The organism is Lacticaseibacillus zeae subsp. silagei (assembly GCF_030770335.1).
Classification (GTDB): Bacteria; Bacillota; Bacilli; order Lactobacillales; family Lactobacillaceae; genus Lacticaseibacillus; species Lacticaseibacillus zeae.
On record NZ_CP132484.1, the window covers coordinates 1,951,199 to 1,975,543 of the forward strand.

The window sequence follows — 24,345 nt, forward strand, 5'->3', positions numbered from 1 at the left end:
AGGGTTACTTGTCATTTGTATCTCCTCCTTGTTTGGTTGTCTTCATGTGATTTGCCTCGTTTTGTGCTGAAAATCCTGAAAGAAACATTGTGGAAAGTGGTTCGTCACTTGCAAATTCCTCCGGCGGTATCAAATTAGTGATTTCATCAATTTGATGTAGGAAAAAAGTCCTTGAACCACCACTTAAACGATTTAGATAAGATCGTACAACTGCCAACCAAACTCGCTTCCATGTTGTAGCCGGACGTTCAGAAAAGTTGGTAAAGAACCTCAAAGCGGTTGTTTCCCTATCTGATTGATTTGCTCCTTGTGCTTTCAGCTGATAAAGTGCCGTACGTTCTACCGCATCAGCTACCGAAAGCAGCCGACCGTATACATAAGATCGGTCGTGATTGTTCTTATCAAGACTCATACCCGTCGCCCCTTTTGAATTATAATTTTGAACTGCAGAAAAATAGATAAGATCGCGATACCAATCAGTGAAATGGTCATAACTTTTTGGGTGTCGCACATGCCTGTATATGGCATTAAAGGTTTCCGATGGCACAGATCGGCCATGAATCACGGCAACCATCAATCTGGTCATAGCGCGTTTTGCTACAGTGTTGAAGCGTTCGCCTGTATGCCCAGTGCTATAAGCAGCGCGAAGAACTTGAGAAAAATTAGGAATGACAATCCGCTGTTCTCCGCCAAAGTAACGAATAAACGCAGCTTGGTTCCCCCACCGCTCTAAGTTAGCTTTCAAAACATCGGTCTGTAATAAATCATAATAAGTGACACTCATGCGGCCTGTTGTGGCAGCGTCAAGAAAAAGAACATTGACAGGATGATTATCGCCAATCTCAATGTCACCCAGCATACCCTTTAACCGTCGACGATAGTTATAGGCAACTTCCTGACCTGTATCAGAAACTTTTTCAAGACTTTTCTTCTCTTTTTCAATTAACCGCAGTCGCCGCTGGCTGAGAGGTCTGCCACGCGTTATTGTCGAAACAGCGTCACTGATGGTTTCGTTGTTGCGATCGTTAGTCCAAAAAAGGAATACGCGCGAATCCTGATGAATGCCTTGTCTCTGTATGAGCCACTTTAATGCATGGGTCATTTTCTGCGATTGAGCATACCCTACAGAATAGAAATCGTCATTCAGGAAAATACCACGATATGAGAAATTAGCGTTGTCGTTGGCAGAAATAAGTTTTGCATTACTGGCCAAGGCATTAACGTTTTTCTCAATCTTTTTGGTGGTAGGCACTTTATCGCCCGTAATATAGTCAATTCCTAAATCATCATTTTCGGCCTTTTGCTCTGCAAGGTAGAACTCAGTCCATGCTTTAAACAAATTAATGTCGCGCCAAGGCGGTTGTTGTCCAGGATTATCTACCCTAAATCTCACAAAAGGCTCACCTTTTTCGACCTTTTGGATGAGTTTCTTATCTGAAAGCGATGCAGCTAGGTCACTGACTAGGCGATTTTTTTGAATATATTTCAAGATCGTGCCGATCTCAGGTGGTGTTTGCGGATCACTTGCCCACATAGTTAATAAATCTAGATATTTTTGATGGGCGGTTTCAAAGTCTCGTTTATTCTTTGCCGTCTTGGCATATTGAAGCAAGTCACCGGCACAATACTTGACCTTATCATGCAATGGAAACGCTTCGGGATTGCTCGCACGAGTAGCCGCATCAATGGTTGCTGGAATGACCGTCAGTTGCTCATCCTTTGGCAATGCTCGTGCTGCCAAAAAATTCCCTTGTTGATCAATTGCCACTTCAATCTCAACCTTGACTGAAACATGTCCAAGTGGCAGGAGCGTGTACCCAGCAGCTGGATCAAACTTTCCGGCAGCCGCTTCATTGGCATCATAAACTTTTACCAACTCTTGAAAAACTGTCATCGACTGCCACCTCCAAACATTTCTGCGTACAGAGCATCCGCCGTCTGTATCGTATCAGGATGCTGCCATGTATACTGCTTGATCTTTCTGATTGGTTGAACCATTGTGCATGCCTCGGGACGTGGGAAATGAATGACCCCCTTCTCCATCTTCGCTGCCCACAAGCGAACCGACAACATTGGATCACCTGTTTCATCGGGATAGTTGTATCCGTGTACCATGACGCCGAACTGACGATCAGTGTCATCGTAATGTCCTGCCCCTTCACCAAAAGTGACCGGCTTGACATAGCCTTGGCATTCTCGAGTTCCTAAGAAAATATCTCGACGGCCACCAGCCTTTAAAGCCCGGTTAAAAATTGCGGCGTGCTTTTTGATATTGCGATCATCGACCAGTTCCGGACGTTGTAAATTCCACTCTATATGGCACTCGACCTGATAGCGGACTTTATGCAAATAGGCATAGTAAGCGAGCGTATTCTTACTCAGAGAAAGGTTCTTGTCAAATGGTCGCATAGCTTTTGATTCAATGCGAATTTCGTTCATGATCCGCACTTTATCAATTATGAAAACAAATGTTGGTTTCCAATAAATTGACGAAGCAATACCGACTAACGCCTGATATGTCGGCACCTGGTAAGTCATCTTTTCACCGCTCTTCGTTAGAGGGTCGGTAAAAAGAGCGTTCTCACCCCAAACCTCAAACGTAAAATTCTGTGTTGACATTTCATCACCTCCAAATTCATAAACCAATGTTGATGTTCCAATTTATTGATAGCGCTTGCAAGAGTTTGGCTGAAGTATCGCCTCCTTTCTACAAAGATAGAATATCACGCATGACCAAAAAGAACAACCGAATATTTTAAAAATTCTGGTCAGGAGATCTCTCTCCCTTTCTTACCAGAAAGAACAACCATTTCAATTCGCGCAGATTGCTGTTTAGCTTCGGTAACCAATCCACGATGAAGAGCATTCCCTTCATTAACAAAGTAGCGCATTGCCCACCGCCATTGCAAGTTAAAATATCAACGCATCAGTCAAATCGAGCACTTCTTTCGTCCCTATATGCGTTACCTTATTCTTGTAGTGATCCCCTAAGTTGTAGAAACGCAAACTGTCAGTCTTTTCGACAATTACTTTTGTTAATTCTGTTTTCAGTTTGACAAAGGTTAGTTGATCGATCAGACATTCAAAGACCGAGTTCTGAACGCGCTGCCCATAGCGTGAGCATATCTTTGCAACTCTCGCTAACCTTTTGGCTCCTTTTTGATCTTTAACTGAGATGTCATAAGCAACCACAATTAACATTCTGCACCTCATTTCCACAGAAACGGCGGATAGGCATCTAAATCACCGCGAATGGTTCTAGCTAGTAAGATTGCTTGAATCATTGGCACCATCCCCCAAATGATTGGCTCGTTAATGAAGGGATGGGTTAATTTCTCTGTCTTTTTCTTTGCCCACTGATTTAGAAACTTCTTTCTTCCCTCTTCGTTCAGAAAAACCGCACCGCTTTCTTGATATAAAAAATCGGTTTTGGTTAAAATCTGCTTATTGATCATTTTTAAAACAAACCGATCTGCGTACACGCCTCTTAGTTCTTCCATCAAGTCTAATGCCAAGGATTGCCTTCCTGGGCGATCTTGATGGAGAAAACCTACATATGGATCTAAACCAGCGGTGATTAAGGCCGAGGCGCATTCATTAGCCAATAGAGAATAGGCGAATGACAACAAAGCATTAGTGGCATTCATAGGTGGTCTTCTTGAGCGTTCGTTAAATGTAAAAACCGTACTCTTTTTCAGGATAAAACTGTCAAAGGCTCCAAAATAATTTGCCGCTGCATTTCCTTCAATACCTCGTACCTCGGCCAGACTGTCGACTTCACGTAGCTTTTCAATAGCCTCTTGAAGCGCTTGTGAGAGCTGTTTAAGCTGATTTACGTCAACAACTAAGCTATGATCGCGCAAGTATCTTTCGACCATCCATCTTTGGTTAAAAATCTTGCCTATGATAAAGTTTCTGGCAAACGGAATCGAAGCATTTTGATCATCAGAGATGCGATACTGCTGCTCCCTAGGCACAACATTGCCATTCACTGCACCAACAACGGTTCCTTGAAACTTTCCTGAAGGTGTCAAAAAACTTATAGGAATATTTCTTTGCAAGCATTCAGCTAGCAATGCAGGACTGGCACCCAAACGAGTAAATGCGACAATAGCGTCTAGATTGACAAGTGGCACTTTCCCTTTTACGACATGTTCAACTGACACTCTCGCATTGCCGCCGTCGAGAGAAATATACGAATCATCTCCAGAAATAAACAAGGTGTTTAGGATCGTTTTCATTAGTCTTTTAACCTCTCCTCAATATAACGGGCTGCCGATCTTTTCTTATTCAGAACCGGCAGGCAAATGTCAGCCAATGAGCAACTTTTACATTTTGCCGTGATTCGTACTTTGGGGGTATATCTTTTTTGCCAGTACTGATGCATCTCTGCCAAAACTGTTTTGGCAGACTCTCGAAGCTCTTCTGAAATAAGGACAGTCTCGCGTTGGCGCGTCTTAAAGTAAAAAAGATCTCCTTTATCAATATTGGCACCGAGCATCTCCTCCAGACACATTGTTTCTAGCACCAGCTGTAAAGTATCGGAAAGATCCCGCTTCTGATGCCCGTGCTTGTATTCCACGACAAGCGGCTGATAGCGGCTCTTGCGACCATTAAGTTGCACGCCATCTTGCGACTTATTAAACTCAACAACATCGCAAATGCCACTAATACCTAATTCCGCGGAATGGATACGTAATCCCCGAACAACTAATAAATCTTTACGTTTTTCCTTAAAGGTTACATCATCAGCATTCGTATGGAGTTGAGTGCCTTCATATGTAAGTACATTGTCTTTCCAGGCTTGTTCAATATGAATAAGTGCCCATTGACGTTTGCAAAAAACGAAATGCTGAATACCGGATATTAAAAGCCAATCCTCTTCTGAATAATACAATTGAGTCACCTCCAAAGCAGCTATTAAATTCACCTATCGTCTTTGATTACCAGCATAAGAAGTCAAAAATATAGCGCTTACAAGTTTGTGGCCAAAAGCTTTTTCAAAATTTAGTTGATCATATCAGGCAGGCATTGAAGATACGTTAACGTACTATGGTATATTGTTATTGAAGAACAACATGTTTTCGACAATGAAGGTCTGAGTGCGAATGTAGGGCACACATGAAATCGCCGGTACATTCGCACTCCTGTTGTTAACTATATTTCGCAATTTGACTTGCTCTTTGCTTTTCTTGTGTTTTATAAATAGTTCCAGCCACAACATATTCGTGTTATGTGTTAGGAAACACATTATGTTGCGGTCGCAGTCTACGTGACTGCGTGAATTGAAATGCCGTTATGTTCCGGGGCTTTGAGTTAGCACTTTCCGGTCGCAGTCTACGTGACTGCGTGAATTGAAATTTCCAAGTGATCGGCAATGTACGGCGTGGCATCCTCGTCGCAGTCTACGTGACTGCGTGAATTGAAATCATTCATCTTTGAGCTGTGGCAAATACATTGGTGTCGCAGTCTACGTGACTGCGTGAATTGAAATACGTGCTGAATCATACCAGTTTAAGGGCAGATGAGTCGCAGTCTACGTGACTGCGTGAATTGAAATCAGATGACATCAATAACAAGCTTCAGTATCTTGGGGTCGCAGTCTACGTGACTGCGTGAATTGAAATAGGCAAACAACCGCGGTTGTGGATGATTGATGTCGTCGCAGTCTACGTGACTGCGTGAATTGAAATAGAAGAAATAGAGGTGATTTGAATGACACTTATCGTCGCAGTCTACGTGACTGCGTGAATTGAAATACCGTGGAATTGCAGCGCTTTTATAAGCAATGGGTCGCAGTCTACGTGACTGCGTGAATTGAAATCTCTGGATACGCCGCCGCAATCACTTTGACTAGTCTCGTCGCAGTCTACGTGACTGCGTGAATTGAAATGTACTTAGCCAGCCAAACCTCGGGATCTAACCAGGGGTCGCAGTCTACGTGACTGCGTGAATTGAAATGCCTCCATGTATTGTTTGATCTTATCGACTCGCGTCGCAGTCTACATGACTGCGTGAATTGAAATATAAACTCGTCTAACCACTTCCAAACGGCTAACTGTCGCAGTCTACGTGACTGCGTGAATTGAAATCGCAACTAAAGGCACATCTGCGGATGGGCAAGGAGGTCGCAGTCTACGTGACTGCGTGAATTGAAATACCCACTGCCTCCGGAATCACCGGCAAGTTATCTGTCGCAGTCTACGTGACTGCGCGAATTGAAATAGGATTGATTATAGCGGCAATTAAGTCGCAATCCTCATAATTACATGAGCTAAAATACGCCCTTTGAAGAAGCATATGGGGGTTAAATCATTCCAATTAAATGGGATGCGCAAAGCAAAATTATTGCTTGAAGCCTGCACTTTCTCCGCAAAAAAACCAGCATGAAACCCGACTGGAAGTCTGGCACATGCTGGCTTATTTGCTTGGAATGTCTGCTGAATTTACCTACAAATCCTTTCGCCATAAAGCTAAAACCGACAAGATAATAGCAGTCATCAAAGTTGTCTACAGCTCATATCGTTAATAGTTCATACAGTTAATTTCTTTAGATATCTTGCGATTTTTAATATAGTGTTAGTCTTTTTTCACCCATCCGTGACACTATGCGGCTTGCCCTCAACCCTGAGTACCTCTTCAACACTAGGCCGCTCACGCATTGATTCGTCAAACGCCCGTAGCTTTTGCAACCCATCAAACGAAAAGCCAAGCCGTCGCATCCAGTTAGTCATGACGAATAGATACGGATCCGCCATCGAAAACCGTTTACCCATCAACCATGGCCCCTGAAGACGTTCCTCAACATACCGCAATCTCGGTACCACGCGCTGCCACACCAACTTTTTTGAATCCGCGGTATTCGGCAACCAATTACCACGGCGAAATGGTGATATAAAATTCTTGTGCAATTCTGTCGCAATATAATTTAGCCACATGCGTTCCTGCCAGTAAGCCATAACGTTCTCCTGGCTTCGATAATCACCTTCAGCTTTTAAGGCTATATACTCCAATATCACAGCGCATTCAGTCAAATATTTTGTCGGCGAAATCTACAACGTTGGTACATATGACTTGGGATTGATCTGATTATAATCACCGCCTCGCCAAGTTTTGCGATCCAGGTTGACCTTTTCCGTCTCAAAATCCATACCAGCATCTGTCAACAAAATATGCGGCGCCATTGCACTGGTGCCTGATGCGTAAAATAACCTAAGCATATTGTGCATCTCCTTTTATTCGATGAATATCGAATTAAAAGGCAAAAAATTAAAGTGTCGCCAAAAATCCTGGTAAAAACCGATCAAAAGTTGTCTCGTTAATCGATAAATACTTGGTTTGGGCTACTTGGCGTGTATGTGTTAACCCCGCTAATCGCATGGCACGAAAATGATACGAGACTGTCGACTTACTCAAATTAAGCTGCGCACTAACCTCCGAGCACGTCAGCTCTCGTCCTGCATGGTAAAGTATCCGCAAAATCTCAATGCGGTGCGGTTCACCGAGAACTTTAAACATATCTGCTATTTTTTGATCTCGTTGTTCGATATCCATAAAACTAGCATAGTTCTTTAACGCCATTAAAACAAGACGATGCCAAAACCAATCTTATTCGTAAATAAATGGGTCAAAATGTCAGTACCATCATTTGCCCATCAAAAAACGGCAAAAGCTCCGTCACATTAGTAACAGGCATGCCGTATTCTTAACCCTTTCCAAAATTCAACAATCACAAGTGGCCCTTGTCAATGATGTCTTTCTTGGCAGCATTATACCCCTTGATAAAATCGGCAACTTCATGCATCCGATTGCCCGAGACAAGATTCCCAAAATCAATCGCAGCTTCGGGGTAATTTCGAAAACTAAAGCCATGGTCGTGATCGGTCATCGCCTGCTGGCAACCCATGTCATAATCACTGTCATCATCTGTATGTCCACTCGTTGTGGCTGCGGCTTGATAATCCTCCGTCCACTGTTTATATTCATTTGCCGATGCATCGTACTTACCAGCCTCGTAATTTTTCTTAACGTAATCGTGTAGTGACTGTAGTTTTTTAATCATCTTTACCATTCCCTTCTGATTGTCTTCAACTTGATCGTTATTTTCACAAATCATTGAATAACAGGCTTAACTGCATTTTTGAACTTTATTAGAGCTCAAATTAAAACAAAGAACACATCACTCTCACCTGTTTACGATTTATTTTATATTAGCATTAGTTTTGTGCGAAAATATCGGTCATTAGTCTGAAATGACACTTCAGTCGTTTCTAGGGAACGCTTCTTAAACCACCCTACAATTCCTTCCGCCGCAAAATCAAAACCGACAACCCAATCATCACAATCAAAAACCCGAAACTCACGGCAATATACGGCGGCAACGCGCTCATTTTCATACTGCCAACGCCGAGACTCTGCGAAACACCAAAGAAATTAAAATACTTGAGCCAGCCCCAATGTGCGATAAGATTGAGGACTTCGATGAGTATCGGGAAAAGCACCACGACAATCGTAGCAATTGTCATCGAGCCGGTTGCGATCAACAAGAAAACGCCGAGACTGAAGACAACACTCAGAAAAAAGGTCGCTGCAACAATACTTAGTCCCATTGTCTGCAAAATTGTTGACCAATTTCCGCCTAATGCTCTGCCTTTGATTAACCCACCGATAAGCACCATGCCAAAGTTAACCGTAAACAAAATCAACAGGTCCAACAACATCACCAAATACTTTGCCAATATGAATTGCAGTCGCGAGATTCCGGAAATCAACGTGTTTTTGTAAACTTTTTGCGTGAATTCGTACCCAAAGACAATCACGAAGACGCCAATAAAGAAGTACAACAATAGCGTCGCGGTCATATTGGCGGCTTTCAAACCAAACAACACCGTCCATGGCCGATCAGCAATTTGTGTAAAGACGTTGCTGCCAACAGACACCGTGACGCCACCAACACTTTTGGCTAGCACTGCCCATAAAGCATAAATGATTGTCACAGTCAGCATGATATACATGCCGACCGTATGTAGTTGCCGATAGAAGTCTGCGCGAATTTGATTAATCATGGTTAGCCTCCTGCTTTTCCGTCTGACCCAACAGTTGCATGTAAAATTGCTCCAGCGAGCCAGTTTGGTGGCTAATGTCCTGAACCAAGACGCCATTTGTCACCAATAGTTGATTCACGCGGGCAGCATCAACATCTCCTTGGTGCAATAACAGGTGATGATCGTCAAGCACGTCGAAAGGTTTATAACCGTTGTGATCAAGCACCTGCGCGGCTAAAGGCGCTTGATCAACTGTTATCGCCAGGCCTGATTGATTAGCTTGATCCAATTCGGTCTTGCTCAGTTGCTTGATCATCCTGCCATGGTGAATAATGCCAAATCTTGTCGAAACCTGATAAAGCTCACTCAAAATGTGACTCGAAATCAGCATGGTCGTTTGCCGTTCTTCGTTTAATCGTTTCAGCAATTGCCGAAATTCCATAATGCCGGATGGATCCAGTCCGTTAATCGGTTCATCCAAGATCAAAAAATCTGGGCGCGGCAAAATAGCCAATGCTAGTCCTAGCCGTTGTCGCTGGCCTAATGAAAGGTGGCGTGCTTGTGTTCGCTGTTTTTCTTGAAGACCCACAAAATCAACAGTTTCAGCAATCACCTTTTGATCATCAATGCCGTGTTGAATGGCGCAGAGACGTAAGTTTTGTAAGACGGTCAATTTTTCAAACGCGGCTGGGCTTTCGATCACAGCACCAATGCGACTCAATGCGCGCTGGTAGTGTCCGGCATTTTCCCCTAATAACGTAATTGTCCCTGTTTGCATCGGCGAAAGCCCGGTAATAAGCCGCATGAGAGTTGTTTTCCCTGCTCCGTTTTCACCGATTAACCCAAAAATATCGCCGCGTTCAACGGTAAAGTTGATGTGATCTAATGCCTGAAAATGGCCGAAGTGTTTGCTAACCTGTTGAATCGTTAATATTGGTTCGCTCATGATGCTTAGCCTCCAAAATTTTTAATTTGCTTTTATTCTACAATCCCAGACTACCGAGTCTTTCTTAATTACTAGCATAATCAATCCTTAATTAAACCTAAATTGTGGCATCCAGGCTTGTTAGTTTACACTGTCATTAGTAGGAGGTCGCGACATCATGGCTAAAATTTTAATTGTTGAAGACCACAAAGATATACAAGCGCTTTTACAAGATGTGCTGGCACCAACTTACGAAGTTGTTCAAGCCTTCGATGGGATTCAGGCTTTAACGCAATTTCACCGCGTACACCCTGATCTTGTGATTCTCGATCTCATGTTACCGAATGTCACCGGCGAGAGTGTTCTGACCACAATCCGTAAGACCTCGCAAGTTCCGGTCCTTGTTTTGACCGCTATTCAGGATAAGCAGAAAACCGTGGCATTGCTCAAACAAGGGGCTAATGATTATCTGACCAAACCGTTTGACATCGACGAGTTGCTTGCGCGCGTTCAGGTTCAGCTACGTCAAAATAAGCCCATCACCGCACAGGAAGATGATGCATTACAAGTTGGCGAAATTTTACTCGATCCAAAACGCCATGCAGTCACCGTCAATCACCAGCCATTGACACTACCTAAAAAAGAATACGCCATATTGGCACTCATGATGCGCGATCCTCATCAAGTGTTTGATAAACGCCAACTTTACGAACAGGTCTGGGGCGAACCTTTTTTAAATGCCGATAACACGCTTAACGTCCACATCAGCAATTTACGAACCAAAATCAACGATCTGGCTCAGAATCCGAAATACATCATTTCGATCTGGGGCATCGGTGTTCGACTCGTTTGACAAGGAGATCTTTTATGATGCTTGCAATCATTATCGTACTTAGTCTTATTTGCTTGCTGGTGACCAGTCTGTTTTTGCTTGTCATCATCGACCTGAGACGGATCAACCATGATTTAGACTATATCAATCATCACGAGACAAACGCCGGCGTGACCAGTAACACCAACCTGCCTTTGATCCGCGGGCTGACTGCTGGGATTAATTGGAATCTCAATAAGATGCGTAAGCTGCAGATCGAACAAATCGAGCAAGAACAAAAGATCCATCAAATGCTGATGGATTTGACCCACGATATCAAAACACCGCTCACGGTCGCTACTGGCTACGTTCAGCTGCTTGATCGCGAGCCCACAGCCGATGCCAAACCCTCCCTAACCCGCATTGCCAATAATTTACGCTCGGTTAACTATTACCTGCACTACCTGATGGACTTCAATCTAATCCAGGAAAAAACGCGCACTTTAAATCGCAAGCCAATTGACGTCTCGACGTTGCTTAAGACAGAACTTTTCGATTATTACGATCAGCTCACTGCCAATGGGTTGCAGGTCAAACCTGAAGTTACCGATGGACTAACCCTTGTCACCGATGAAACGTTGCTACGCCGTATTATCCAGAACTTAATCGGTAACTGGCTTAAATACGCTAAAAGTCAGGCAAGCCTTTCCCTCACCCGGCAAGATGCCAACCATATCGTCATGACTTTTGCAAACAATACGGCGGAACCGGTTCGCCATGTTGAGCGGTTGGCCGACCGATTTTATACCACTGACACCGCGCGAACCACTCGAAGTGTTGGCTTAGGGCTGAGCATTGTTCAGTCATTGACGACAACGCTTAGTGGCAAAATGGCCATTGATGCGCACGATCACACTTTCACTGTCAAACTGACATTTCGTGAAAGCACAAAATGATCGCACCAGCTGACGATTATTTTAAAAGTTTAGCCGAATTCCTGAGTCAATTAATTCTCCCCTCCTTCAAGATAAAACACTTGCTTTTTGTAAGTATCTTGTTATTCTAAAAGCAGTTTACGAAATGGAGGGGCTCGCTTTGAAAACGCAACAAAAATGGTTCGTGATGATGACCGCTGCACTGACTCTGGTTCTGGCTGCATGCGGCCAGTCATCAGCTAAAACCAGTTCTAGTGCGAGCAAGCAGCAGGTCTGGCACCGAATGGAATCGGATGTTTTACAAACGCTCGACCCTAGCAAAGCATCCGAAGGCGTCTCTGGGCAAGCGATCATTGACACCATGAATGGCCTTTATAAGTATGAAGGACATGATTTACAGCCGGCGATGGCAACGAAAATCGTCAAGCCAACCAATAATGGGCTAACCTATACGTTTAAACTGCGAAATGCAAAATGGAGCGATGGCTCGCCGGTGACCGCTCAGGATTTTGTTTTCGCATGGCAGCGCACGGTTAACCCAGCCACGAAATCATCGCAGGCCAACATGTATTCCGGCATTCAAAACGCCGATGACATTCGCGCTGGAAAGAAACCTGCGTCAACGTTGGGCGTCAAGGCGCTTAACGACAAAACACTGGAAGTTACCTTGGAACATCCCATCCCATATTTCAATAGTCTATTAAACAACGTTGCCTTTTTCCCACAACCGGCAAAGCAGGTTCAAAAATGGGGCGAAAAATACGGCACCAAGTCTGCTTACACGCTTTCCAATGGCGCCTTTAAATCTAAGGACTGGAGCGGAACCGGCGATAAATGGGTGGAAGTCAAGAATAACCAGTATTGGAATAAAAAGAACGTCCACCTGACGCAAATCGATGTTCAGGTTGTCAAAGACAGCAATACCGCGCTTGACCTTTATCATACCGGCAAACTGGATGACGCCACGTTAACCGGTCAGCTCGCCGCTCAGCAAAAAGGCAAAACCGGTTATGTTGCCAACAAGCGAGCGCGCACTTACTTTCTGGAACTGAATGAAAATAAGGTGCCGGCTTTTAAGAACACTAAAATTCGCCAGGCAATTTCCATGGCGATCAACCGTGATTCTTTTGTCAAAAATGTGCTCGCTGACGGCTCGATCGTTGCCCGCGGTATTACGCCTGCCGACCTCAGCCAGTTGCCAAATAGCTCGACAGATTTCGCAACCGCCGTCGCTAAAGGTACTAAAACTGTCACATCTTACGACAAGAAAAAGGCCCAAACACTTTGGGAACAAGGGTTGAAGGAAACCGGCCTCAAGAGTGTCAGTGTTGAATTGCTCGGTGACGATGTTGATGCGGTTAAAGCCACGCAAGAATATCTTCAGGGAACCTTACAGGAAAATCTGCCGGGGCTTAAAATCAGTATCGCCAGTGTGCCGGCCAAAAATCGCCAACAACGCGCGTCAGACCGGAATTTCGATATGGTGCTGAGTACGTGGGGTGCCGATTATCCTGATCCCAACACCTATCTGGATCTTTTCACCAGCACGAATGAGTACAACCACGGTCAATGGCAAAACAGCGACTATGATAAACTCATGACCAAGGCCAACACAACCGACGCCAATGATCCAGCAGCACGGTTTAAAGATATGACGCAAGCCGAACAATTGTTAGTCAATCAGGCCGGCGCCATTCCGCTTTATCAGCTCGTCGCCGCCCGGATGGTGAATCCGAAAATGCACGATCTCAAAACCAGTCCCGGGAACAGTTTTAACTTTGTCTATGCCTATTTGAAGTAAACCAAAAGCCGACTCCGATGCGCGAGCCGGCTTTTTAGTGTTTTCATTATTGATCAATACGCATTATCTGCGTCAATCACTGGCGGTTCGATAGGCACCATGGTTCGCTTGTGATGGCGATAAGTGGCGATCTCTTTGACGCCATGACGTTTGAGCATGGCCAACGCCTGCGCAAAATTAGCCTCATAGTGCGGACCTTCGTGTGCATCGCTGCCGATCGTGAATAGATGGCCGCCTGCTGCCTGATACCAGGTGATGGCCAGATCATACAAAGCCGCATTATGCCACTTATACATGGACTTTGTGTTTAGTTCTAACGCCAAGTCGTTCTCTACGGCAATCGCAAAAATCTGATCGAGCGCCGTTTTTCCCCACGCTTCTAACTGCTCCGGCGTTATTTCAAACTGGCGCACGCCATAGTCGAAGTGCGCCAACACGTCTGCATCATGAAAGCGTTGAATCCCCATTAGCATGCGTGAAAAATAGTCCGTCAGCACTTGCTTGGGCAGCAGTGTTGCGATTTGCGTATCCAAATAATCATGTTTGCCATCATGATGAAAGCTCAACAACGTGAGGTCAAAGTCATGATGTGCCAAGTAGTCGCGCAGTCGCGGTTCGGCTGGGGCAAAATAGCCGGCCTCAATGCCCAGCAGCATCTCATTATGATAATTCGTGTCAAGGGCTGCTTGAGTCCGTACCATCCCGGCATAATCCGGTAGATCATCGCGACCGCCATCGTCAGGATTATCGAATTCCAGATGTTCGGTGGTCACAACCGGCGCCTTAGTTTGCGCCAGATAATCGCGCAATTGAGCTTCAGAGTCAAATGAGTATAAAGTGTGCATGTGTTGATCGTAAATCGCCACGATTAGTTGCCTCCTCCAAAAAAGTCACGCTGTGCAGACAATGACGCTTCGTTTGATTTAATGTCATCGCTTCATTAAGCATAGCATAAAAGCTACGCAACAACGGTAACTGGCGACAATCGGCGGGCAAGTTCTAGCAAAAAGCATGGGCATCTTCACTCAAGTCCTCCAAAGCAATATACAAACCAGCGATACAAAAAATGGTCTTCAGCAACCTACCCGAAATCGAGCCAGTTTACCGAAGACCATTTTTAACGTTACAACTGACGAAGCCAAAATTAATCAAGCAAATTTTGAAATAGGACCAGCTGCGTGCTTAGCTTGTAAGGCGTCGAATTCTTTTGGTGATAGCTTACCCAAATCAACTAACTTGGTTTCGATTTGATCAAGCACCTTGGCGCGATCGGCGTCGGAATGGATAAAGTCGTAACGATCGCGATCCACCGTAATCATGGACGATCGGGTGTAGCCTTTAGCCCATTCTTGATACGCGGTGTTCACCCGCCGATAATAATCCACTAACTCCGGCTTTTGGCGAATGTCTTCCATATCCCGCCCGCGATTTTGGATCTCATCAAGCTCGTGGTCCGGATCGATTTTCAGATAAACTGCCAGGTCCGGTAAACCATTCCACGGACTGCCGTTGACGTTGCTTTGCATCTCCTGCGACAACGTGACATAAACATTGAAATCGACATCATCGATTTCACCATGCTTATGTAACTGTGATGCCATCACAAAGTCGGACTCAAGCGACGAATCCATAATGGCATTTTCCTGGGTAACGGCTTTTTTTAATTGCTGATAACGGAAGGTTAGAAAAGCAATCTGCAACATGGCACCTGTGCGCTTGCGACTGTCCGCCCCGGCGCCATAAAATTTCTGCAACATATTGGCAATCATGCCGTTGCCTTCAACATCTTCATAATACGCAGGGGCTTCCATATCTTTCGACAAAACTTTTGTCAACGAAGTTTTTCCTGCACCAATACTACCCAGAATGTAGATCACGAATCTCGCTCCTCAATTATCCGAATTAAAATGATCACAACAAATCAAAACATTACCACAACGGCCCTCAAAACACCACTTAAAGTGCCTTTAAGCCAAGTTGCTTGCGGCCGCGATTGAACCATGGACTGACCGTGAAAGCAAGAATATCGTTGATGACGTAAATACTGGAATTGATGACCATCGCCAAGCTGGCATCACCTTGCGCGAACGTGACAGCCCACAAAATCAGCTGTGCAATGCCGCTGAATAACCACCAGAAGTATTGATTGTTGTAACGTAAGAAGCAAACAATGCCGCCTGTCAACGAAATTGCGAACGCCATGCCATCGTAAATCGGCCGCGGATCATTGGTGTACTGGCCGATTAAGTAAGCACTGACAGCCCAGACAACCAACGTAAACCCAATCGAGAGCACCCACTTTTGCAAGTTGAAGGTCTTCAAATGATTCTTGGTATCGTCATTCCAGGTCCGCACACTGATCAACACCGGCAAATCAAGGGTGATGACATACGCAACCTGTTCAAACATCGAAAGATAATTGCGGGCGGTGAATCCGACAAAAATAAAGCACGCGGCACTCAACAGACCAAGCCAGCCATTAACGGCCTTGGTCGCGTTGATGGCCAAAACACAAAGAACGCCAAGTGTCGTCCCGATGAATGTAATCACTGTCACTGCCGTTATTTTGGCATCCACCAGCGTCATGAGCTGACAGCCAAAAGCAAACCAAAACAAATAATAATTTTGTTGCGGCCATCCCTTTAACTGATGCAGCAACCAACTAAAATAATTCCCAGACGTTTGCACGAAATAAGACCCCTTTAAGCTTGAATTTCGTCGTATGATAACGAACGTCTTTATTATGCCGCAAGATTTTTTGAAATGTAAGTCTTGCATATACAACATATTGGTGGTAATAGTAGCGTCTACCACAACATGTGCTACATGTATAAAACCGTTTCCATCGTGATTAACTCGGCTTTTCAGAAAATCGGAATAATTTTTGTGATTTTATTGCGCCTGGAAAATGTTCTGCTTCAAACGCCGGTAACTTGCCGCGATGCGCGATACAGCCGATTTAATAAGTCCTGATCATGCAATTCGGGCCGACTGTTCCAGCTCCATAGCCCCGGATAACCGCGCAGCCCATGCCATGACGCCGGCGCATACACGACACCGCCTTGTGCATGGGCATCCGTTGCGGCGTAAAGCGCTGGCAAGGCTGCTCGTTGAGGCGACTGACGCAGCCACGGCATGATGCGAAAGCACAATGCTGCCAACCGCATTGGCCAAGCTGTCGCCCGTGACTGAATGGTTTTAAGACTGGTCGCCGCCAATCCCGGACTCGAACTATTAACCATGACCGACTGTCCCGTCTCGTGGAACAGTTGATTGAGTTTCACCGCCATCATCGCCTGGGCTAATTTTGAGTTGGCATAAAACGTCCACGGGCGGTAATCACGCCCATCAAATTGATTAAAGGTTAAATGCGGCCGCCCCATGGCAATCGAAGCAACGTTCACCACCCGGGCATGTGACGTTTTTGCCAGCAATGGCGCTAGACGCAAGGTCAGGATAAACCCGGCAAAGTAATTAACCGCCCACATCAATTCAACCCCATCACGTGTGACCGTGCGCTTGGCTGGCATCATGACGCCGGCATTATTGATTAAAATATCCAAGTGCGGCAAGGTTGCCAAAAGTTCATCCGCCAACTGATTCACCGCGGTCTGATCACTCAGGTCAGCTGCGATGAAACGAATCGGTTGTCGCTGAGTTTGCTGCTTCAACGTTTCGACCGCTGCCTCCCCTTTAAGCCGATTCTTTCCAATAATAATCACCGTCGCGCCATGTCGCAGCAATGCCGCACTCATAGCAAAACCAACGCCGCTGGTGCCGCCAGTGACTACTGCATATCGGCCAGTAAGATCTGGCATGTCGCGTTCCGTCCAATGTCGTTTAGGCGCCTGCATCTGTGTCACCTCCGTCAGTGACTATTTTAAGTCCGCTTTCGCCTTTTCAACAGCATCCTTAAATCGCCTTGCGCATGCTGAAACTTAAGAAACTGCTGGCGGGTCTTTTCAACCATTCGATACCGTTTCGGGTTCTTTTTGTAAAAGTCCTGATGATAGTTTTCCGCTAACCAAAATGTCGCAGCTGACTCAATGGCTGTCACGATCGGGCGCAAGTAACGACCCGAGGCTGCTAGCTTAGCCTTCGCTTCTTCGGCAATCCGGCGCTGGTCATCATTGCGCACGAAGATCACCGGCCGATAATGACCGCCTCGATCCTGAAACTGGCCCAAGGCGTCGGTCGGATCCGTCAGTTGAAAGTAAAGGTCGACAAGTTGTCGATACGACATTTTCCGAGTATCGAAAATAATTTCAACGGCTTCAACATGGCCGGTGGTGTCACTGATCACCTGTTCATAAGTTGGATGAGCGACATGGCCGCCGGTATAGCCGGAAACAACCGACTCAACCCCCGGCATATCGACAAACGGTTCCACCATGCACCAAAAACAGCCGCCCGCAAAGATTGCCCGATCCTGATAAGCAAGATCGCGCTGAAAATGCGCACTCACGTCAGTTTCGCTTGCCGCTTCAGCATCCCCGGTTTGGGTTCGATAAAAATCGGCTAAATCCGGCGTTAGGTTATCGCGGATCGCAAGCGGCCGCAAACTGGCTTTTAGCTGATCCCAACTCGCCCCGACTGTTTGCCCTGCTTCAACTTGCTGCTTTGCCTGCAGCAATTGCTCACGCTCGAAGGCCCTCGTCCCCGGTGCCAGCAATAAATTCGTTAACTTTGCAAGATAGGCTTCCGGCGCCATCTTCATCGCACATCGCCTCCAGTGATTGATTCACCATCAGTATACGCGTGCTGCTTATTTTTAGATAGTGCACAATCTTTTTTAAATCCGGATCATCGGGATTCGTTCGAAAATGAAAAAAGCCTGCTTGCATGCACAAGCAGACTGCGGTTCTGAAATTCCGTCATTGTGACCATGCTTCCTGTAACCCCTGATCCCGAAACGTCGTGTTATCCAGCCAGTCCACTTTGAAGCGGCCGTTTTGGTACCTGACTTTGCTGACGCTGGCATTTGTGAGTTCGGTGCGATTTGGTAAGTCAGCGCCATGTGCCAGCAGCCACAACAAACTGGCGGTACCGTGGCTGACGCCCAGAACGCTCGTCTCATGAGCGGCTTCTGCTGCGGCAACAATCCGGCGCAATGCCAAATCATAGCGGGAAACAATTTGTTGAGTGCTTTCCGCCTGATCAGTCACATCGGCGGCATGTAAGCGGTCAGGAATCGCTTCAAGTGGTACCTTGCCACTTGTCACGAGTTGATGGTAATCCGGGACGCCAAAGACCTCCTGCGAAACGTCTTTGAGTTCACGGCCTTCAAAAATACCGTCATTTTCCTCACGTAAGCCGCTATTGGTCTCAATTGGCTGTTTTTCATCCATACCCAAAAGAATCTGCTGCGCCGTTTCCTGAGCGCGAATGAGGTCGCTGGACACGACCCGATCAAACTTCAAGCCACTTGCTTTTAAGCCCAACCCCAGAGCAAATGCCTGTTTACGCCCATGGGCATCCAGGCGCGAATTAGTCACACCTTGAATCAACTGGCGAACATTACCTGCAGTTTCTCCGTGTCGGACTAAGTATAAATTAATCACAATCTGCCCCTTTTCAAAACGTGCCATTCACCGACAGCCACGGTAAATCATAGCTGCCTTTTGCCCAATGCTTCAATCGGTTATTCTCGACAATTATGCTTTGCCAAAGATTTCCTTCTTCAACCGTAAACCCGTTTGCGTGGTCGCCAAACCACCTTCGCCCGTCTCACGCAACGTAGCCGGCAACTGCATCCCCACACGATTCACGGCTTCGATCACTTCATCAGCCGGAATCACACTAATGCAACCGGCAAGCGCCATATCGGCGGAAATCATGGCCTGACTGGCACCCAGCGCATTCCGTTTCACACATGGCACTTCCACCAAGCCAGCAACCGGATCGCACACCAAGCCCATCATATTTTGCAAGGTAATCGCAACAGCCGTAGCCGCTTGCTCGGCCGTACCGCCATTAGCCGTCACCAAAGCCGCCGCGGCCATCGCACTGGCCGAACCGACTTCTTCCTGACAGCCGCCTTCCGCACCGGCAATCCCAGCATTATTGGCAATCACCAAGCCAAACGCGCCAGCTGTGAAAAGAAAATCCAGCTGCTGATCGTGACTCAAATGCAGCCGATCGCGCATCGCTAATAAGACCCCGGCCAAAACGCCTGCCGAACCAGCAGTCGGCGTCGCGCAGATGAGTCCCATTTTGGCATTGACTTCATTCACCGCAATCGCATTACGCACTGCTTCCATAATCGGCTGGCCGCTCATAAATTGCTGGTCAGTAATATAGGTATTCAACTTCTTCGCCTCGCCACCGGTCAGACCGGTGACACTTTTAACGCCAGCAATGCCTTCCTTCACCGATCGCTCCATGACTTCAAGGTTTCGGCTCATCAAATGGCGGATCTGTTCTTCGGTTCGCGTCGAATTTTCAACTTCCGTGTGCACCATCAGCGCCGCAACAGAAGGAAACTCATGACTTTGCTCAACAAGCTCTTTGACGGTATAAAACATAATTGACTCCTTTATCAGCTAACCCGTGGCAAACTTTGCGACCAGCTTATTCGAAATACGTCACATTGCGCATATGTGGTAACAACTTCAACTTCGCCAGAATATCAGCTTGATAATCGTCAGCCTCAATAATCATAATGGCTTGCTGGCCCTTGGAAGTTCGTGTAACCGTCATCGTGCCGATATTAATGCCTGCATCGGAAAAAATACTGGTCACTCGCGCAATCATCCCCGGAACATCATCGTGAATCGTGATATAAGTCGGCTGGCCCATACTCAACGAAATCTTGAAGCCGTTAATCTCCGTGATCTGAATATTACCGCCGCCAATCGAAACGCCAGTCACCGCCAGTCGATGATCACCCGCTTGCAAGACGATATGGGCCGTGTTAGGATGGTCGACTTTATCACTTTTCGGCACAAAACTGACTTTGATCCCTTGATCGTATGCCAACTTCAGAGATTCTGGCAGCCGCGGATCATCAGGCGCCATTCCCAGCAAGCCGGCGACCAGTGCCACATCTGTTCCGTGACCACGATAGGTTTTGGCAAACGATTCATACAGGTAAATCGTGATGACTTCCGGTTTTTCGCCAAAAATATCACGCACGACTTTGCCGATACGTGCCGCCCCGGCAGTATGGGAACTGCTCGGTCCGACCATGACGGGGCCAATAATATCAAAGACACTGTGAAACCGAATATCTGGCATGGCTTTCTCCTTATTTGCAGGTATTACCAGTCGCTCGATGCAGGCTGACATTTAAAAACAACATGAGTTCCTATTCAATGTGATTTTACCACCCTGAACTTCGGTATGCTTGGTTTTAAAAGCTTATGCTCTATTTCTTCCTCGCGGCTAATTGACAGTCTGTTCATCACTTTTTCGCCTGATAAGCCGCCACGTTTTGCACGAGCTGATTCAATATCGGTGCCAGTAGTGTGACGCGCCGCTGAATCTCTTCCCACAAGTCATCCGGGGTTGTCCAAATAGGATCCTCGGCTAAATATACCTGGCCGATGAGAAACTCGGCATTTTTGATCGTATCAAACTGCGTGATTTTCTGCTTCAACGCGAGTGGGTTTAACGTAACCGTGGCCTTGTTAGTATGGTCATCGGCCATCAACCACTGCCCGGAGAGCTTTTCGATCATCGGCTCCACGCCTGCCAACAGCTGTGGTACCGTCTTACTTTCACGTAAACAGGAGAGCCATAAAAATAGGCGATCATTCCAAAAGCCTAATTCTAGGTGCGGCAACATTTTATAGCCGCGCCGACTCGTGGAAAAGGCAACCCATGTGTTAGGCGGCGGATTCTTATGGCGGCGCTGATGTTTGGCAATGTGTGCAAAAATCGGGCGACTAGACGTTTGCAACAAAGGCACGATCGTCTTCGCGGCCTTGGCAAACTTTGGATCTAGCCGCGCGCGAATTAAGGCCATCCGCGCCTCTAGTGTTGGCGCTGCAAAAGCCTCGAAATCTGCCTGGGTAAACACCGGCCTCTCACCCCTTTCTTTACAAAAGATCATGTTACAATGAGACACATGAAGTGGCGGTGATTAGTGACTAGATCATCACTGCTTCACAGATAAGTCAATTGAAGGAGGACGCATCAATCATGTCAGACGATAACATGCAGGAACATCTGAATAGTGCACTTTACGGTCCCCCGCAGACCAACCCCGATGAGCGGCGGCGGTTTATGGGCTCTTTACGCGAAAGAGTGGCCCTGCGCCTTTCTAACAAGGAGTTGGCAGATCCCGATCGCCAGAAACAACTAGCACCGCTGCTAAAAGATTTCCATGACCACGGCTACAAGGCCTTGTTGAACGGTAAACTCGACAACGCCGTCACGGGTCCTTACATGAAATTGCTCACCGACGCCAACATTCCGTTTACCCTGGTGGCAAATGAAACCGCCCAAACCGATGACAAAGCTGCTGGCCTGCTGATTGTTTCAGACAAAGCGATCAACCAAAGCACGATCGATCTGCCATCGCTGGATCAAGATCAGGATAAAACCAAACCCAAAAAACGCGGCTTCGATTTGTTCAAGCATCTGTAAGCAAAAAATCAGTGAACTGGTTCACGTCAATAAAAAGTATGACAGCAAGTACTCCCAGAAACGCGCACGTTTCCGGGAGTACTTTTGTTTAACGGAAGCGGCAGAACTTTTTATGACATCGGTTACTTTTCAGCAAATAACCAACTCAACAGTTTCGGCGCAATAAACCGCGGTGTGCCCATATCCGGCTGTTGCGGTGAGATTAGGTCTGGCGCCGGATTGACGCTGATCACCACCGCCTGTCCTGCCACATCCGGATCATACGCAGCATACAGATTATCAATCACGATATCGACCGCGGCCACCGGCAAATCAAGGGCTGACGCGGCTTCCACAGCCAGTTTTTTATAACTTGCGTCAATCTCATCCGTGACATCATAAAGATCGCCACCAGTTTGCGGATGGGCTGCAGTCGCCAGAAAAATCTGCTGACCACGACGCAAAACGGTCTCCGGGGTTACCGATTGCAACTTCAATTGACGCAAAGCAGCGACATCGAGTTGCAATTGACGGGCAGCCGGTCGGGTTCCATTTTTCAGTGCCACCAACTCTTTAATGGCTTTGCGGCCATCCCCCACCACATTTGCCGCCGCGGTTTCCAAAACACTGAGAACCTGCTGATTGACAATGGTAAAATGGTAAGTCGTTCCCCGCGCCATCATCTCAATTAAGACGCCATGATAGCGGTTGGCTTCATGAAAAGCGCGGGCAAACTGTTTCTCAGTCGGCGGAACTGCAAACTGTTCAACCGCAACGCCTTGGCTGCGCGCTTCCGGTTTAACCACAATACTTTTGTGTGCAAAACTTCGCTCAAACGCTGACTTGGCATCTGGCCACCGGGTGAACTTCGCACCGCGGGCAACCGGTATGCCAACCGCAGCAAGTAGTTTTTTCGCGGCATGCCGGTGCGTTGCAATCATCAACGCATTGCCCGGCGTGTATTTGGTAATGGTGCCATCGACAATCACTTGTGTTTGCGTATCTGTTGCAATTTGCACCAGCCCCTGCTGCCGATCCAATAGCGTAAATTGAAAACCACCGTCAATGGCGGCCTGCACCAACGCCTGCGTATTACCTGACAAGTCGACCATGCCCGGTAACCCATCCGTCCCCACCAAATCCGCGCGGGCTTCCTCACTTAACGATTTGGCCGCGGCATTTTTATCGCCAAAAGTGGCGGCAACCTGACCGGCAACCGTCGTCTCCGGTGTCATCAAACGGGTCTGCATCAGCTCAAACGCCTGCTTTTGTTGCGCTGTCATTCCCATATGGTTCAACCACGTGGTCATGGCATCCATGGTCGCTGTCAGCTCCTTAACCGGCGTTGCAGGTGCCATTGCAGCAATTTTCCGTGCTTCTTCCAGAGCGTGACGACGCACTTCGCTGGCCACCGCGACCGGAATCGCTGGCTGACTCAACGCAAACCAGCAACTATCCCGTAAAAAGGTCAGCATTTGAGGCGTTATGCCGCTAGCTGTATAAGGGTCAAGTTCGACCATGACATCCAAGGCCAGCGTTCGATCCAGATGGTCCGGATCGGTCACCTTTTGAACCAGCTGGCGCTCCTGATCCGATGATGGCCAAAATGCTTGGTGACCTGACAGCGGCGTTGCAGCAAATAAATCCGTCAGTAAAGGCAACTGGCGCATCAGACCATTCGCAACCAAGTCGTAAACTTCATTGCGATAGGTCACATAATCCGGACCCTGCCCCTGAAAGTTTTCTGCAGTATATAAGCGTTCAAACAACGTTTCCGGCAAAACGATGCGAACGACTTGCTGATTCACGTGCTCTTCGGAAAAAACCGGCAGACGCCCGCCTTCAGGCAAATTTGCCCAAATGCGACTGAGCCCCGCACGTAATTCAGCAATCACACCGGCAAAATCGTCCAGCAATGATGTTACCACCTGTAAAGTCGAGGCCGACAATGGCTGAACCAATGCATGCCGACTTAATTGGGACCAGGCAGCCAACTGCGCGCCTTCCGGTAATTCCGGCTTCACCGTCCGCACAACGCCAATCCGGGTCTGCAATGCCAAATCAGATAAATGCTGTTTTTGAATCAGTTGCCAATAATGATTCACAATGTGTCATTCCTTTAGTTGATGATTTAGAATTAGAGTAACACGCTGGAGACAAGAGCGCGAACAGGAGCGGTTAGAAATCGGAGTGTGAGCGCGTTTCGAACCGGTGCGGTGTGTTTAGAAGCCAACCGCCCCGTTGAGAAAAACTGCTTCCCG

General features: G+C 46.8%; 23 protein-coding genes, 1 pseudogene and 1 CRISPR repeat array. Of the genes and pseudogenes, 4 read left to right on the forward strand and 20 right to left on the reverse strand.

All coding sequences use genetic code 11. The features are described 5' to 3' along the window. Positions 1 to 4: 4 nt before the first annotated feature. The 10 genes and pseudogenes from cas8c to LACZS1_RS09235 all read right to left on the reverse strand — a co-directional run bounded on the left by cas8c (position 5) and on the right by LACZS1_RS09235 (position 9,990). The gene (gene cas8c, locus LACZS1_RS09190) at positions 5 to 1,894 is read right to left on the reverse strand and encodes a type I-C CRISPR-associated protein Cas8c/Csd1 (protein ID WP_070651730.1); all 1,890 of its coding nucleotides are present in this window, start codon (positions 1,892 to 1,894) and stop codon (positions 5 to 7) included. Continuing rightward, complete coding sequence (gene cas5c, locus LACZS1_RS09195) at positions 1,891 to 2,619, reverse strand: type I-C CRISPR-associated protein Cas5c (protein WP_070651728.1); 729 nt, start codon at positions 2,617 to 2,619, stop codon at positions 1,891 to 1,893. The genes cas8c and cas5c overlap by 4 nt, the downstream gene beginning before the upstream one ends. A gap of 291 nt (positions 2,620 to 2,910) precedes the next feature. After that, a complete protein-coding gene (cas2, locus tag LACZS1_RS09200) occupies positions 2,911 to 3,201 on the reverse strand; it encodes a CRISPR-associated endonuclease Cas2 (RefSeq protein WP_047105994.1) in 291 nt (96 codons plus the stop codon). Positions 3,202 to 3,209: 8 nt separating this feature from the next. After that, positions 3,210 to 4,241: a type I-C CRISPR-associated endonuclease Cas1c gene (gene cas1c / locus LACZS1_RS09205; RefSeq protein WP_070651726.1), complete on the reverse strand. Its 1,032-nt coding sequence runs from the start codon at positions 4,239 to 4,241 to the stop codon at positions 3,210 to 3,212. Further along, positions 4,241 to 4,897 carry a CRISPR-associated protein Cas4 gene (gene cas4 / locus LACZS1_RS09210; protein ID WP_070651724.1) on the reverse strand — a complete coding sequence of 219 codons (657 nt, stop codon included), beginning with the start codon at positions 4,895 to 4,897 and terminating at the stop codon, positions 4,241 to 4,243. The genes cas1c and cas4 overlap by 1 nt, the downstream gene beginning before the upstream one ends. A gap of 363 nt (positions 4,898 to 5,260) precedes the next feature. After that, positions 5,261 to 6,225: a CRISPR direct-repeat array (repeat unit 32 nt; unit sequence GTCGCAGTCTACGTGACTGCGTGAATTGAAAT). Between the two features lie 365 nt (positions 6,226 to 6,590). Beyond that, positions 6,591 to 7,220 (reverse strand): annotated as a pseudogene (locus LACZS1_RS09215) (glutathione S-transferase family protein). A 49-nt stretch (positions 7,221 to 7,269) separates the two neighbouring features. Next, positions 7,270 to 7,554: an ArsR/SmtB family transcription factor gene (locus tag LACZS1_RS09220; RefSeq protein ID WP_047105990.1), complete on the reverse strand. Its 285-nt coding sequence runs from the start codon at positions 7,552 to 7,554 to the stop codon at positions 7,270 to 7,272. A 175-nt stretch (positions 7,555 to 7,729) separates the two neighbouring features. After that, positions 7,730 to 8,062 carry a hypothetical protein gene (locus LACZS1_RS09225; RefSeq protein ID WP_070651722.1) on the reverse strand — a complete coding sequence of 111 codons (333 nt, stop codon included), beginning with the start codon at positions 8,060 to 8,062 and terminating at the stop codon, positions 7,730 to 7,732. 232 nt (positions 8,063 to 8,294) lie between these two features. Further along, on the reverse strand, positions 8,295 to 9,065 hold the full coding sequence (locus tag LACZS1_RS09230) for an ABC-2 transporter permease family protein (RefSeq protein ID WP_070651720.1): 771 nt from the start codon (positions 9,063 to 9,065) through the stop codon (positions 8,295 to 8,297). Further along, a complete protein-coding gene (locus LACZS1_RS09235; protein WP_070651718.1) occupies positions 9,058 to 9,990 on the reverse strand; it encodes an ABC transporter ATP-binding protein in 933 nt (310 codons plus the stop codon). The genes LACZS1_RS09230 and LACZS1_RS09235 overlap by 8 nt, the downstream gene beginning before the upstream one ends. A 157-nt stretch (positions 9,991 to 10,147) precedes the next feature. Between LACZS1_RS09235 and LACZS1_RS09240 the strand changes: the two genes are divergently transcribed. The 3 genes from LACZS1_RS09240 (at position 10,148) to LACZS1_RS09250 (ending at position 13,516) form a co-directional block, all read left to right on the forward strand. Then, positions 10,148 to 10,822 carry a response regulator transcription factor gene (locus LACZS1_RS09240; RefSeq protein ID WP_070651716.1) on the forward strand — a complete coding sequence of 225 codons (675 nt, stop codon included), beginning with the start codon at positions 10,148 to 10,150 and terminating at the stop codon, positions 10,820 to 10,822. Between the two features lie 17 nt (positions 10,823 to 10,839). Next, positions 10,840 to 11,736 (forward strand): sensor histidine kinase, encoded by an 897-nt coding sequence (locus LACZS1_RS09245; protein WP_093997842.1) that lies wholly within the window; start codon positions 10,840 to 10,842, stop codon positions 11,734 to 11,736. Positions 11,737 to 11,875: 139 nt separating this feature from the next. After that, the gene (locus tag LACZS1_RS09250; RefSeq protein WP_070651711.1) at positions 11,876 to 13,516 is read left to right on the forward strand and encodes a peptide ABC transporter substrate-binding protein; all 1,641 of its coding nucleotides are present in this window, start codon (positions 11,876 to 11,878) and stop codon (positions 13,514 to 13,516) included. A gap of 53 nt (positions 13,517 to 13,569) precedes the next feature. Here the strand turns inward: LACZS1_RS09250 and LACZS1_RS09255 are convergent, their stop codons facing one another. From LACZS1_RS09255 to LACZS1_RS09295, 9 genes are all read right to left on the reverse strand, one after another. Continuing rightward, positions 13,570 to 14,382: a PHP domain-containing protein gene (locus LACZS1_RS09255; RefSeq protein ID WP_070651709.1), complete on the reverse strand. Its 813-nt coding sequence runs from the start codon at positions 14,380 to 14,382 to the stop codon at positions 13,570 to 13,572. Positions 14,383 to 14,664: 282 nt separating this feature from the next. After that, entirely contained in the window at positions 14,665 to 15,393 is a 729-nt protein-coding gene (locus LACZS1_RS09260; protein ID WP_070651707.1) for a deoxynucleoside kinase, read from the reverse strand. A gap of 79 nt (positions 15,394 to 15,472) precedes the next feature. After that, positions 15,473 to 16,204: a nicotinamide riboside transporter PnuC gene (gene pnuC, locus LACZS1_RS09265; RefSeq protein WP_070651706.1), complete on the reverse strand. Its 732-nt coding sequence runs from the start codon at positions 16,202 to 16,204 to the stop codon at positions 15,473 to 15,475. A gap of 230 nt (positions 16,205 to 16,434) precedes the next feature. Next, on the reverse strand, positions 16,435 to 17,370 hold the full coding sequence (locus LACZS1_RS09270) for an SDR family NAD(P)-dependent oxidoreductase (RefSeq protein ID WP_070651704.1): 936 nt from the start codon (positions 17,368 to 17,370) through the stop codon (positions 16,435 to 16,437). Positions 17,371 to 17,396: 26 nt separating this feature from the next. Then, positions 17,397 to 18,233, reverse strand: a complete 837-nt coding sequence (gene msrA, locus LACZS1_RS09275) for a peptide-methionine (S)-S-oxide reductase MsrA (protein WP_414973780.1) — start codon at positions 18,231 to 18,233, stop codon at positions 17,397 to 17,399. A gap of 157 nt (positions 18,234 to 18,390) precedes the next feature. Beyond that, positions 18,391 to 19,077 (reverse strand): histidine phosphatase family protein, encoded by a 687-nt coding sequence (locus LACZS1_RS09280; RefSeq protein ID WP_306402913.1) that lies wholly within the window; start codon positions 19,075 to 19,077, stop codon positions 18,391 to 18,393. A gap of 93 nt (positions 19,078 to 19,170) precedes the next feature. Continuing rightward, positions 19,171 to 20,040, reverse strand: a complete 870-nt coding sequence (gene sdaAA, locus LACZS1_RS09285; protein ID WP_070651702.1) for an L-serine ammonia-lyase, iron-sulfur-dependent, subunit alpha — start codon at positions 20,038 to 20,040, stop codon at positions 19,171 to 19,173. 46 nt (positions 20,041 to 20,086) lie between these two features. Then, positions 20,087 to 20,752: an L-serine ammonia-lyase, iron-sulfur-dependent subunit beta gene (gene sdaAB / locus LACZS1_RS09290; RefSeq protein ID WP_070651701.1), complete on the reverse strand. Its 666-nt coding sequence runs from the start codon at positions 20,750 to 20,752 to the stop codon at positions 20,087 to 20,089. Between the two features lie 166 nt (positions 20,753 to 20,918). Next, on the reverse strand, positions 20,919 to 21,569 hold the full coding sequence (locus tag LACZS1_RS09295; RefSeq protein ID WP_070651699.1) for a DUF1054 family protein: 651 nt from the start codon (positions 21,567 to 21,569) through the stop codon (positions 20,919 to 20,921). A gap of 89 nt (positions 21,570 to 21,658) precedes the next feature. Between LACZS1_RS09295 and LACZS1_RS09300 the strand changes: the two genes are divergently transcribed. Beyond that, positions 21,659 to 22,105, forward strand: coding sequence for a YueI family protein (locus LACZS1_RS09300; RefSeq protein ID WP_070651697.1), 447 nt, complete (start codon positions 21,659 to 21,661; stop codon positions 22,103 to 22,105). 122 nt (positions 22,106 to 22,227) lie between these two features. On the opposite strand, the gene LACZS1_RS09305 is transcribed toward LACZS1_RS09300, so the two are convergent. Continuing rightward, positions 22,228 to 24,192: a glutamate--cysteine ligase gene (locus tag LACZS1_RS09305; RefSeq protein ID WP_172493504.1), complete on the reverse strand. Its 1,965-nt coding sequence runs from the start codon at positions 24,190 to 24,192 to the stop codon at positions 22,228 to 22,230. Positions 24,193 to 24,345 lie beyond the last annotated feature (153 nt).